At 47.6% G+C, this 13,691-nt stretch carries 7 protein-coding genes; 3 read left to right on the top strand and 4 right to left on the bottom strand.

The genetic code is table 11. The annotated features are described in order from the left end of the window. Positions 1 to 418: 418 nt before the first annotated feature. From ACQY6I_RS17765 to ACQY6I_RS17750, 4 genes are all read right to left on the bottom strand, one after another. A complete protein-coding gene (locus ACQY6I_RS17765; RefSeq protein WP_428242847.1) occupies positions 419 to 979 on the bottom strand; it encodes an RNA 2'-phosphotransferase in 561 nt (186 codons plus the stop codon). A gap of 51 nt (positions 980 to 1,030) precedes the next feature. Next, a complete protein-coding gene (locus tag ACQY6I_RS17760; protein ID WP_428242846.1) occupies positions 1,031 to 2,608 on the bottom strand; it encodes an alkaline phosphatase D family protein in 1,578 nt (525 codons plus the stop codon). A gap of 206 nt (positions 2,609 to 2,814) precedes the next feature. Further along, positions 2,815 to 4,062 (bottom strand): MFS transporter, encoded by a 1,248-nt coding sequence (locus ACQY6I_RS17755; RefSeq protein WP_428242845.1) that lies wholly within the window; start codon positions 4,060 to 4,062, stop codon positions 2,815 to 2,817. 225 nt (positions 4,063 to 4,287) lie between these two features. Next, positions 4,288 to 4,722 (bottom strand): MarR family winged helix-turn-helix transcriptional regulator, encoded by a 435-nt coding sequence (locus ACQY6I_RS17750; protein ID WP_428242844.1) that lies wholly within the window; start codon positions 4,720 to 4,722, stop codon positions 4,288 to 4,290. Between the two features lie 212 nt (positions 4,723 to 4,934). Here ACQY6I_RS17750 and ACQY6I_RS17745 point away from each other — a divergent pair, with 212 nt between their 5' ends. The 3 genes from ACQY6I_RS17745 (at position 4,935) to ACQY6I_RS17735 (ending at position 13,615) form a co-directional block, all read left to right on the top strand. Then, positions 4,935 to 5,675 (top strand): metallophosphoesterase family protein, encoded by a 741-nt coding sequence (locus ACQY6I_RS17745; protein WP_428242843.1) that lies wholly within the window; start codon positions 4,935 to 4,937, stop codon positions 5,673 to 5,675. A gap of 393 nt (positions 5,676 to 6,068) precedes the next feature. Next, positions 6,069 to 7,685 carry an S-layer protein gene (locus ACQY6I_RS17740; protein WP_428242842.1) on the top strand — a complete coding sequence of 539 codons (1,617 nt, stop codon included), beginning with the start codon at positions 6,069 to 6,071 and terminating at the stop codon, positions 7,683 to 7,685. A gap of 938 nt (positions 7,686 to 8,623) precedes the next feature. Next, a complete protein-coding gene (locus ACQY6I_RS17735) occupies positions 8,624 to 13,615 on the top strand; it encodes a DUF1592 domain-containing protein (protein ID WP_428242841.1) in 4,992 nt (1,663 codons plus the stop codon). Positions 13,616 to 13,691: the final 76 nt, after the last annotated feature.

Below are 13,691 nucleotides of genomic sequence, written 5' to 3'. Positions count from 1 at the left end.
TTATCTGGACAAGGTTTACTGCAGCCAATTTAATTCACCTGACACTATTAAGACTATTGCCATACTTAATGAGTGTGAACGGGTAGATTATTTTTAGTCAGTATCGTGACCCAGCGCTCATTCCCGTAAACGCTCCATCACTGAAAGGCATTAATGATATCCCTGGCGATATGGGTATCATGTTGAATATTTAAGAAATATTCATTCACGAATGTTAGCCAGAGAACTTTAAAAGATGAGCCCCAAAAAAGTCCCATGGAGCTTTGAAAAACAGCACTATTCTGGCATAAAAGGGAACTTGAGAAGGTATTGATTCCAGACGTAGCTGACAATGCTTCGCTCGGAAACAGGCTGGTTTTCAGAGATTCTTTACGTACTCAGTAAAAACAACTCTGAAGAACAATCTGTTTCGCCCACATCATTCAGCACGCCCTTTGTCCGGGACCAATTTCTCCAAAAACTGAGCCGGCACATCAGAGACCAGCCAGACATTGTTGACCGTTTTATAAAACTGATAGCCTTCCTGATGCATAGAGCCAGCAGCAATTTTGAAGATAACCGGCTTACCGTATCGCCCACCAACCGACTTGGCCACGACTTCCGACTCTGTCAGATGCACGTGATGTCGTTTTTGTCTAATCAGACCATCCGTCAGAATGGAAGATTCGAAACGACTGGCCGTACCATGCAACAGCCACTCGGGCGGCTCGATAGGCGGTAACGCCAGATTTACCTCTATAGAATGTCCTTGATTGGCTCGAATGCGACAGCCAGTGGCATCAATGGCAAAACGCTGTTTGTCGTTGGTTTCTACAACAACAGTAATCAATTCTCTGGTCAACTTGACCGATGCCGACTTTTCAATCAGCTCATCAATAGAGGCCCAACCGGATTCATCCAATGTCAGGCCAATTTCATCAGGCTTATGACGCAACAGAAAACTCAGGTATTTTGAAACTTGGTTCAAAGATTCTTTCATCGAAATACACTCCAAAAACAACGCCGAACCGTTGCACAGCTATACCGACCTTCAGGCAATCTCCAGGCAGTTCTCTTTATCACGAGTGAGATAACTGCAAGCCAACCGATATTGTGTGGACCGTTGAAGAATATCCGCCACATAAAACCAGTCCGACCGTGCCTGTTCCCGATCCAGCGTCAAGAGTATAAACCCATGTCGACGTAATTCTGCATATTTGATATGAGGACTGGCTGCCATAATGGTGGCGGCTCCGGTTTCAGCAAGCACGGGCGGGAAGCCGGGAGAGGTAATGGATGGCGTCACAAATTCCACTGCCAGCGAACCGGCCCCGCTGTCGCGATCATAATTATTTGCATCATACGGATTATCTGAAAGGTCAGCCGCGAACGAACTGTGAACATCACCGGTCAACACCACAACGTTATCAATTCCCTCATCACGGATATGAGTCAGCAGACGGTCCCGGGTCGCGGCATATCCATCCCAGGAGTCCAGCCATAGCGATGCACCACCACCAAACAAATCCGGCAATTTTATGTAATAGCGTTGAGCCATCATCACCTGCTGACCAATGACCTTCCAGCGTGCAGTAGTACTGGACAGCTGTTGCTGCAACCATGCCTCCTGTTCAAAACCCAGCAAAGTTCGGTTGAAATCCCGTGCTTCAGACTGACGATCAGGCCCACCGGGCTGTGCCACCCGCCCTTCAATCCGGGTATCAAGCATGATCAGTTCTAACAGATCGCCATAACGCAGAGTCCGGCTGATACCGCCGGTACGGTGCTCCCGAATCGGCATCCATTCAAAATATGCCTGCCTGGCAGCGGCTTTACGATCTCGCCATGCTCCCTCCCCTTCGTTATGGTTTTCCGCACCATCCTGGAAGGCATCATTGGCGAATTCGTGATCATCCCAAACCGTTATAAAGGGATGGTGCCGGTGCACAGCCTGTAGATCCGTATCCAATCGATACAATGCATATCTTCGACGATAATCTGTCAGGTTAATCAGCTCATGCGCCGGTGTCAGCGTGCGCTCGTTGCGTAATGAGCGTTCGTCATATTCACCCTGGCCATACTCATAAATGTAATCCCCAAGATGGATAACACCATCAAGATCATCACGCTCCGCCAAGATGCGATAAACATTAAAGTAACCATGGGCATAACTCGAACAGGAAATAACCGCAAACCGGGCCAGCTCAATATCGCCTTCGGGTGCTGTCCGGGTGCGCCCAACCTCTGAAAAAGCTCTCCCCACTCTGAACTGATAAAAATAGGTGGTACCTGGCAACAATCCGTTGACATCGACCTTGATGGTATTCCCTCTGCCTTCACTGGTGATGAATATGCCTTCGGCAACGACATCTATCATGCCTTCGTCCAGTGCAATCTGCCATTGTACCGCTGTGCTCCCTTGTCCGGTCGGTTGAAAATGAGTCCAGATAATTACCCGGTCCTGGCGAGGATCACCACTGGCAACACCAAAATTAAAAGCACCTGGTTCGATTTCAGGATGACCACCTCCCACTCTCAGTGACATACCCAATGCAGATGTGCCTAACAATCCGATACCAACAACGCCTCGGCTACTTTGCTGAATAAATTTACGACGACTATACCCCATTGCTCCTCTCCCGATGATGTCAGTTAGAAAATACAACATCAGGGAATCTGACACAGGTTTAAGGCAGCCATATGACACAGCCATATAACATTTCAATAAAGACTTAAAATACAAAGAACCATGCCAGTTCGATTAAAACCGGCATGGAATCATATTATTGAAGAGATGTTGGAAAAGAGATCCGATGTTACTGATACTCAGGGCTATCAGGACACAGAACTATCAGCGATAGCAACCTTGGTCAGTTGCTGACGATACAGGAACAATGCCCCTATCAGGGTTGCTGCGATGGCCGCCAGTCCACTGACTGCCATCGCCCAGCGCGGACTATAGCTATCAGAAATCCAGCCCACCATAGGACCACCCAAAGCGGTTCCTCCAAGCGCAATACTCAGGAAGATTGCCATCACCCGGCCACGCAATTTCCGATCAGTGGAAATCTGGGTCAGGCTGTTTGAGGATGTGGTAAACAGTTGTGCAGTGGTTCCTACCGCAATCAAAGCAACAGCGAACATCCAGAAATCCGGCATGACCGATGCCACCAGACAGGTCACTCCAAAAGCACCCATGGATACGGTCAAAAACCTCATATCCGGTTTCAAACGAATTGCAGTTACCAATGCGCCGGTTATGGAACCAATGGCCATAATAGAAGTCAACAACCCATATTGTTCAGAACCACCGGTAAATACATGTACGGTCATGGCGGACAGATAAACCGGAAAATTCATACCAAACATACTGATCAAAGACACCATCATCAGGGTGACGGTCATTTCCGGGTGGCTCCAGATATAGCGAAAACCATCAAACAGTGTTTGGCGAGACTCCGGACCTTCCTGGACCGTCTCTACTCCTGCGCAACACGGTTTCACTTTCAGCATCATCATGATGGCAATCACCGGGATGAATGATATGGCATTGGAGATAAACCCCCAACCAGACCCCAGACTGGCAATAACGATACCTGCAATGGCCGGCCCGATCATTCTGGCAGCATTGAACGACAACGCATTGAGCGACACGGCATTGGGCAGATCCTCTTCACTGACCAGATCCGAGACAAAAGCATGGCGGGCCGGGGCGTCAAATGCTGTAACACACCCAAGTAACAATGCACAGACATATACCTGCCACAACTGGATATGACCGGACAGCGCCAAGCTGCCCAGCAGCAGTGCCAGGATGGCCATCAAAATCTGGGTGGCAATCAACAGCTTGCGGCGATCAAGCCGGTCTGCTGCCCAACCGGTCAAGGGTAATAAAAAAATCTGTGGTAAGAACTGTAATGCCACCACGATACCGACTGCAGACGCATTCTTGTCTGACAATTCTGCAATCACAATCCAGTCCTGTGCAGTTCTCTGCAACCAGGTACCGATATTGGATATGATGGCGCCTATCGCCCAGAGACGATAATTCGTATTCGCTAAAGAACGGAAAGCCTGTTTCAATGACGTCTCCTCAAATGACACCTCAAACATTTTTTTTGAGGTTACTTCACACTATCCCGCAATGATGGAGTTGTATTTATCACCCGCTACACGGCAGGCGTTGACCATTCAGGCCAATCCAAGAGAATGATGATCACTACGTGATAACCCGCTTCCAATAACTGCCGGGCACTCGTGGGAATTCTGAGAATCTGCTGGTCTGCCCGGGGCGGGCTGGTCAGATAATTACTCGTCCTGTAATAGCTTCTTAAAGGCTTTTAGGGAATTCTTCAGTGTCTTTTGCTCCCGCTCGGTCAAGCGTTGAGAAATCAGCGACTCCAGCCACTCTTCTCCGGCAAGGCGTTTTTGCCTGATATGTCGTTTAAATTCGTCGGACAGATACAACAGGGTTTTACGACCATCATTTGGATCACTTTGGCCGATCACATACCCCGCCTGTTTGAGCGTGTTAACCGTTGCACCCATCGACTGTGAGCGCATACCTTCCAAAACAGCAAGGTCAGAAACCGTGGCCGGCGCGTGTCGGTACAGATGAATCAACACCCGTTCCTGTGTCCAGCTCAAATCTCCCAGGTTGGCCTGTTCTTTCAGTTTCCGATGGGAACGGGCAATCAGATGCCTTAATTCCACCGCCAATTGATGCGCAAGATCCTGGGGCATATTCAGAACTATGTTACTTATGAAGCTTAACTGTGAAGTTTACCTTCATATTTAAAATTAGCAACCAATACTTTTAAACCACACGGTAGATACCATCAGCTTTATAGGGGTTCCTTAGAAAAACATCGATGGCTCCAATGCTACCAAAACTGGCTCGCAGCGAAGGTTTTAGGCAAAATGAGGCAATAATTCCCCGCTTCAGAAGGTTTTGTATGAAAATCGCCCTACTGTCTGATATCCACAGCAATGTATATGCCTTACAAGCCACTTTGGATGATATACAGACAAGGAGTGTGGATATAACCGTTAACCTGGGCGACATTCTTTATGGCCCTGTTGCACCCCGTGCCACCTATGAATTGCTAATGCAGCACTCATTGGTAACCATTCGTGGTAATCAGGACAGGCAGATCTATGAGTCTACGGCAGAAGACATTCGTAACAATCCGACCATGGCATTTATTTTACAGGATCTCGGTCCAGAACCTCTGGAGTGGATGCGACAACTTCCTTTCGATCAGCAATTAACGGAAGAGGTTTATCTCTGCCACGGCACGCCAACAGATGATCTGATTTATCTGCTCGAAGACGTTAGCGACGGATACCCAAAACTACGTGCAGACAGCGATATTATTGAACTACTGAAGGACAACCATTCTCAGGTCATTTTATGCGGTCATACCCATATACCCAGAATGGTTATGACCACAACACAACAGCTTATTGTGAATCCCGGTAGTGTTGGTCTGCCCGCTTATAGCGATGATGAACCCGTTCTTCACTCCATGCAGAATTTTGCGCCACATGCCACTTATGCATTGATTGAAAAAATTTCCGGGAGTTGGAAGATTGAACATATAAAAGTCCCCTATGATTATCAGAACGCGGCCAGGGATGCCGGGAAACGACAGCGCCATGACTGGGTACGTTATTTAACCACAGGCATGGTTTAACTCTACCAGTTATGTTAGCAGCTGGCACAGCTTGCTCTATAATCTCAGCTTCTTCATAGGACGAATCTGCATCATCATCTTCATCAAAAAATAGTTATGATGAAAATTTTTTTATCAATTCACCTTGACCCCCCTAAACAAATGTAACCAACCGCAGCCAATCCCGCCAACCCCAGTGAACAACCACCACAGGTTATCCGAACAACTCTCCGGGCCACTCTTATATGGAAAATATCTGTCATAAAACTGTTCTTAATTTGTCATATTTTCGTTTTATGGTACGCACGACCTTTATCCATTGCCTCAGATACATTTAACACAGCAATCAAACCCTAGATCACGAACAATGGATATAAATGTCCGGAAACATACATAAAGACAGGCTGTATACTCATGACGAATCGAATAGTTGTAGTCCCACTGTTGATGGCAATCACAGCATTGAGCAGTTGCGGAACTGAAGATAAGCACCAAGTAACATCTGACAATAGCAGTGATAACGGATCTGCCCGTCAAGGTTACTGGGTTACCGGTGACCTGCATGTGCACACAGCACTCTCGCAGGATGCCCGCTCTCCCCTTGCAGATGTTTTAAGCCACGGTTTTGATGATTTTGGGTTGGACTACATCAGCATTTCCAACCATATGCGTAATAATAGTCAGGACAACGACGACAACGATGTTGGTGGATTATTGTATTACGATGCACTAACGACATATGAACTGCCTGGAGTCGCCGCGTTACAGGCTGACAAATACCAGGATAAGTTAATCTACTCAACATTTGAGTGGGATATGCCAACGCATGAACACTACAACGTGGGCATTCTCTGGGACGATAACAATAAGGCAGAACGGCTGGCCGCCATTAAAGAATTTGAATACCGTTTCAGCTACAAAAACAACGACAGCGACTTTTCTGAAGCCGACCTTCAGGCTTGGAAAGACAAAGGTATCGTTCGTCAGAACGCCACTCATGAAGACGCATTGGCAGCGCTGGCCTGGTTGGAAGAAAAGTTCCCTGACAGCAGCTACGGCATGTTGAATCACCCTCGCCGTTACGCCAACAGCTACACCATCAAGGATATCCGCGAGCTGAATGATGCCGCTCCCGACGTCTTTTTCCTGGCGGAAGGCATGGTGGGAAATCAGTTTAATGGCGAACGTGGTGATTACGGTTCATCCAGTGCAGATGGTGTTCATGGCGGCGTTGATCCCGTGGTATCGGAACTCGGCGGCTGGTGGGATGCACTTCTGGGTGAAGGGCGGAAAATATGGAACACCGCCAACTCGGACCATCACTTTAAGACGCGCATTCCTTATGCCAGTGGTTACTATCCTGGTGAGTACGCTAAAAACTATACTTGGATAGAAGGACAAAAAAGAGACCACCTCGACAGCAAAACCCTATTGTCTGCACTTCGTAGTGGCAACACTTTTTCGGTCTTTGGAGATCTGATCAACGCACTCGATTTTAGCCTTCAGGATCACAACGGTACATCCACAACCATGGGTGGCAACCTGTCCGTCGCTCAAGGAGAAGTCGTTACCGTTACCGTCCGCTTCAAAGTGCCGGAAACCAATAACCGCGAACAAGTGGTAAATGATGAAAACTATAACAGTGCAAATCCAGGAGTGCATCACATCGATCTGATCGTGGGAGACGTAGGTAAAAAAGCAGTGCATGGCACCGCAGCCTACGACAACGATCACAATGACAGTACTCATGTCGCAAAGTCATTTACCGCCTCAGACTGGTATCAGGACAATGAAGGCTTCTATGTGATGACGTATACCTTCACTGCAGAAAAAGACCAATATCTGCGCCTTCGTGGTTCCAACCTGGATTACAACGTCGAAGGACTAACCGTTAATGGCGAACCACAGCGTTCTGAAAAAGTGGTTATGACCATGGACGACTATCTGAAATATTACGAAGATGTTAACAATCGTAATTACGCAGATCTGTGGTTCTATTCCAATCCAATTTTTATATCGGTTCACAACTGATCAATACCACTGACAGTTCGTTACCAATCGTAATTCGTTTGGTAACGAACCTCCCTTCCAACCTTAAAAAAGATCGATTCTTAATCACCTGATTATGACAATGCAGTTGCTCAACTGACTTTGAAATTTCAATGCCTGAAACACACATTTTCAGTTTTTTCAGGTTTTACCAAGAAACAACCTGATTTCAAAGCACCGCCAAAGTCCTTTGACCCCGACTTTTTTCAACATCAACTTACTCAAAATATGACATGCAATCCGTTTTATCAGTAAATTAGAAAGTTATTATAAAAACCAAACCGATTAACCCTGAAAAAACTGAAACAAAACCCGCACTCACTGTTATATTTCAAACTCTGACGTACCAACCTATGCCAGGGTATCCGTTCAAACCCGCATCCTTCCGATAAGCCTAACGTACTAAAACGACACGGAGATGCTTTGAAAACATATGACGCTAAATTTAACAACCCCTCTCTTGAAAGCACTTCATAGCCGAAGGCGTTGAAACACAATCGTTAACAGCTAGAACCAAGCCATCAAAACCAAGTCAGATAACTGCGTGGCTGTTCACAACTTTCATATAAAAAAACCGCACCAAACCTGAAAAAACAAATGAAAAATTTTTAATTTTTATTCTATAAATTGCACTCAAAAAAATAATATGTTAGCTGTAAAAAACTCAAATACAGAGAGTCATCTGTCCACAAAAAAACACCGTTTTTATTCAATTTTTAAAGCATCTTTTCCACCAAAATACGGCTAAAAAGTGCGATTTACATTTAATTTAGATTATGTTTTTTAATAAAGACGTAGCTTAAGAGAAATGTATTGAGTCGTTACAGGATAGGTTTTTTTAATCATCCTGTTATCAATCCTGCTGTTATTTTCTGGCTGCCCCGACCGGTTTTCTTATAAAACAAGATCAGGAAATCAATATGTACTGGATCCGATATATTAGCAGCCTAACCATTGTGGCTGCCTCTCTGACTCTGCTACAGGCATGTGGGAGCGACGAATCTGATCAAACCAGATCGTCGAACACCAACACTTCGCTTAATAGCGAAGTGGCAAACGTGCAGTATGCGAGTCTTGACCCTAAATTACTGAGCATCAATTCCGCGACACTGACAGATGCTACACTTTCTGCCGCGTTGGCTACCCACTCCAGCCCGGTCATTTACAGTGAAGACTTCGAGCAAGTCGGTGTAAATGCTCAACCTGAAGATTGGGATAACTTTCTTGGTTACATTTACAATGCTAACAATACTCCCGATGCCACCAACTATGCACTGGTAGAGGCAGGTGACGCACACACCGGTGATCATGCCATTCATTTCAAAGGCAGCGAGACGCAAATCATTCGCGCCCTGCCTGCAGGAACTGACCGCCTGCACATGCGTGCATTTGTAAAACTCAGTGACCAAATGGGTGGCACCCGGAATTACAGTCAGGAACACATCATGGGTATTAAAAATACCCAGGATGGTTACGACGAAATCCGCATCGGCCAGGTCCAGGGTACGCTGGGAACCAGCGTGGTACCTTCTGGCAATCTGTCCCCAACGTTTGACCACTGGGGTTCAAGTTCCCCTCTGGTACCGGGAAAATGGTATTGCATAGAAAGCGCCGTTTATGCTGATACAAGCTATGACGAATTGTATATGTGGGTGGATGGTGAGCTGGTCCACTCCATCACGTCTGGAGCTGACTGGAATAACGATGCGTTACCCAGTGACTGGGCGAGCGATAAATTTAACTACGTGATGTTCGGGTTTCACAATCTCAGCAGCATCTCTACAGATGTCTGGATGGATGACATTGTTGTCTCTACTCAACCAATTGGTTGCGATGTAAACGACAACGGTGGTGATAGTGGCGGTGACAACGGTGGTGATAACGGCGGTGATGCCAGCAATGGCGAAACGTTGTACGAGTCTACCTGCCAGCGCTGTCACGGCACTGAAGGCCAGGGCAATATCAAAATCGACCCAACCAAATCCGTTTATGGCAGCAGCAACCAATCTCTAAAAGACTTTATCAATGATGTCATGCCCATAGGCAACGCAAGTGCCTGTGTTGGCGATTGTGCAACCGATATCGCTGCCTATATTCGCACCTGGAGCGGTGACTCAGGTGGTGATAACGGTGGCGACAATGGTGGTGATAACGGTGGAGACAATGGTGGTGATAACGGCGGTTCTTCCGGCGGTGACGCCAGCAATGGCCAATCATTGTACGAGTCTACCTGTCAACGCTGTCACGGCACTGAAGGTCAGGGCAATATCAAAATCGACCCAACCAAATCCGCTTATGGCAGCAGTAGTCAGTCTCTGGAAAACTTTATCAATGATGCCATGCCCATAGGCAATGCAAGTGCCTGTGTTGGCGATTGTGCAACCGATATCGCTGCCTATATTCGCACCTGGAGCGGTGACTCAGGTGGCGACAACGGTGGAGATAACGGCGGCAACAATGGCGGAGATAACGGCGGTTCAACGTCGGGCGTATTGTTCAGCGAAACCTTTGAAAACACTGACGTCGATGGACAGCCAGCCAATTGGGATAACTTCCTGAGTTATAACTACAACACGACCAACACCAAAGACTATGGCACCTATGCCCTGGTTGATGATTCAGTCGCCTACAGTGGCACACACTCCATTCACTTTAAAGGCAGTATGACCCAGCTGGTGCGCGAGTTGCCGGCCGGGACCGATCATCTGCATATGCGTGCCTTTGTCCGCATGAACAAGCAAATGGGTAATGTTCCAGGCGACAACCATGAACACATAATGGGCATCAAGAAAACCCAGGATGCCAATAACGAAGTGCGGATCGGTCAGATCAAAGGAGTTCTCGGTACTAACGACGTTCCAACCGATAACATTGCGCCTATAGCCAGCCAGTGGGAGTCCGGTAAAGCGTTAATGCCAAACACCTGGTATTGCGTCGAGACCGCCTTGTACGCCGATACAAGCTATGACGAAGTACGTATGTGGGTCGATGGAGAACTGGTCCATTCCATTACTTCCGGAGCAGACTGGAATAACGGCGCTCTGGGCAAAGACTGGATGAGCGATAAGTTCAACTATGTCATGTTTGGTTTCCATAGCTTCAGTGGCAACAGCGCTGAGGTGTGGATGGATGACCTCGTCGTGTCAACAGAAGCCATTGGTTGTGACCCAATCAGTACTGACAATGGCTCTGGTGGTGATGGCGGCGACGGTGGCTCTGGTGGTGACGGTGGTGATGGCTCAACCGGTGACATCTCGACAGGAAAATCATTGTACGAGACCCAGTGTATTGGTTGTCACGGCGTGGAAGGCCAAGGCAGCATCAAAATTGACTCCTCCAAATCTGTTTATGGCAGTAACAGCCAGTCACTGACAGACTTTATCAATGACGTCATGCCGAGAGGTAACGCCGCTAACTGTACGGGTACCTGTGCAGTCAACATCAGTGCCTATATTCGCAGTTGGACAGACAACGGATCAGGAGACGGTGGTGATGGTGGTTCCGGTGACGGCGGTTCTGGTGATGGTGGCTCTGGCGACGGCGGTTCTGGAGACGGCGGCGGATCGTCAGGTGGCGATGCTGCATCCGGTAAATCTCTGTATGACACACAATGTGCTGGATGCCATGGCTCTACTGGACAAGGCAATATCAAAATAGATCCGTCCAAAACCAGTTACGGCAGCAACAATCAGGCCCTGGCAAACTTTATCAACGATGCCATGCCCAAAGGTAATGCCGCTAACTGTACTGGCACCTGTGCAACTGACATCGCGGCCTATATCCGCACGTGGGATGACGGTAACACTGGTGGTCCTGGTGGCGAGCTGTCCTGCGATATCAACTACGGCCCTCGCATGTTGAGAGTGCTGACTCGAAACGAGTTTTCGAACTCTATTGAAGATCTGACAGGAATCGATCTGCTGACAGATTTGGGACAAAGTACCTACGATGCCATTCCAGCCGATAATATGATTGACGGTTTCTCCAATAACCTCATGGCGAATATCGATAATGGTGCGTTACATTCTTATGATCTGATCATTACCAAGGTCGTCAACAAATTGGCAGAACAGAACTTTGAAGGCATCATCAACTGCTCTGCTTTCGATGACGACAATGCCTGTGCCGCCAACTTTGTGGAAAACTATCTGCCCAAAGTGTTCCGCCGACCACTCACGGAAGACGAGACAATTGCCTATCAGGAATTGTTCACAGCAGACTACACGGGCGGCAACGTTTATGATGGAATCGGCCTTGCTCTTAAAACTGCACTAACCTCACCACAGTTCCTCTATCGCGATGAAACCGGTATTTCCGTAAGCGATGTTGAAAATGGCGGTGGCGGTGACGGCGATGCCGTATATGACCAGGCAGGCACCATTCAAACCATTATCAGTAGCAGCAATACAAAAACTCTGGCGATTTACAATCAACAGGGTAGCAACGCAACGTTCACCGGAGATGACCTGGTACTGATAACCGTCAAAGGCTCGAAGAGTAGCGAAAATGGCCTGTGGCCGACCATGTCCATAGAGTCTAACGGTACGACGATAGCAACCGTTGAAGTCAACCACTCTTATGAGAAAACCTATAAGTTCCATACTGAAGACCTGAGCGGTAACCAGTACATTGCCGTCATCAATAAACAGGTCGATGCGGAAGGTGAATACAAAGGTGGGCAGGATCTGACGATCAGTCGATGGGAAATTTCAGCCGCCGAAGTCAGCGTACCATCGCTGCCGGATGTTGAACTGGACAGCAATGCTTATGTCCTGACACCTTATCAATTGGCCTCCTATCTGAGTTATACCTTCACAGGTTCCACACCTGACGACACTCTGCTGGAAGCAGCTGCAGAAGGAAGACTGGAAACTGATGAGCAAATATCCGCTCAAGTGGAACGCTTGTTGTCCACTGATCGTGCCCGTAAACACTTTGGTGACTTTGCGGCACAATGGCTGCGGACGGACCGGGTATTGGATATGGTCAAAGATCCCAACTTGTACCCAACCTTTACCCCCGAAGTACGTGAAGCCATGGCCCAGGAAATACGTGATGTCTTCAATCATGTGGTACTGGATCAAGGTGAACCATTCTCAGCACTCTATGACGGCAGTTTCACATTTGCCAACAAGGCACTGGCTGATTTCTATGGATTTGGTGGCGTGGTCGGTAACAACATGCAAAAAGTGACCGGCATCAACAGCCGTGCTGGCTTGGTGACTTCTGGCGCATTCCTGACCGTTCATGCTCATGAACAGGAAACCGGACCAATCCTGAGAGCGGTTTATTTACGTAAACGCTTTATGTGTCATGACGTGCCTCCACCGCCAACCGGTGTATCACTCAACGGTGATGACTTCGATGAAGCCCGTGAACAGGCCAGAATCGAATGGGAAAAATACCTTGAGGAACACAATGGCCTGGCGACAGCCCGTAAGAAGTATGAGTTCCAGACTTCAGGCAGCTTGTGTCAAACCTGCCACGCTCAGATGATCAACCCATTGGGTGGTGGTTTTGAAGATTACGATGCTGTTGGTTTGCCACAAACTCAGGACTACAACGGTTTGACCATTGACTCTTCGGGAACGATGTACGGTATTACCAGCCCCGATGATACAGATTCGATTAACTTCAACGGGGCTAAAGAACTGGCGCATTCGATCGCTGATCTGGATGTGACCCGTCAGTGCTTTATCGACAATACTTTCCGGATGGCCATGGGGACCGGGTCAACTTATCTGGACCGGGCAATGGATATTGAGCTCTCCAACGATGAGGTCAATAACTATACCTGTGAAGTGCAGAAGCTGGACAACGTTATGAAGTCCAACGACTACAGCACCATTGAGTTGCTGAAAGCACTCGGCACGATGGACAGCGTCCGTTACCGTAAAAATGTCGTACGTTAATGGCAAACCGGATATTGAAGAGGTCTAACATGAGTCATGAAAAACAAGCTGCGTTGATGCAACGTCGCAACTTCTT

It is taken from the genome of Gynuella sp. (genome assembly GCF_050297175.1).
In the GTDB taxonomy this organism is placed as follows: domain Bacteria; phylum Pseudomonadota; class Gammaproteobacteria; order Pseudomonadales; family Natronospirillaceae; genus Gynuella.
This window is presented reverse-complemented; position numbering and strand designations above follow the sequence as displayed.

Coding starts and splice junctions, on each gene's coding strand:
- ACQY6I_RS17765 (WP_428242847.1), bottom strand. CDS start 979: ATGAAAGAATCTTTGAACCAAGTTTCAAAATACCTGAGTTTTCTGTTG.
- ACQY6I_RS17760 (WP_428242846.1), bottom strand. CDS start 2,608: ATGGGGTATAGTCGTCGTAAATTTATTCAGCAAAGTAGCCGAGGCGTT.
- ACQY6I_RS17750 (WP_428242844.1), bottom strand. CDS start 4,722: ATGCCCCAGGATCTTGCGCATCAATTGGCGGTGGAATTAAGGCATCTG.
- ACQY6I_RS17745 (WP_428242843.1), top strand. CDS start 4,935: ATGAAAATCGCCCTACTGTCTGATATCCACAGCAATGTATATGCCTTA.
- ACQY6I_RS17740 (WP_428242842.1), top strand. CDS start 6,069: ATGACGAATCGAATAGTTGTAGTCCCACTGTTGATGGCAATCACAGCA.
- ACQY6I_RS17735 (WP_428242841.1), top strand. CDS start 8,624: ATGTACTGGATCCGATATATTAGCAGCCTAACCATTGTGGCTGCCTCT.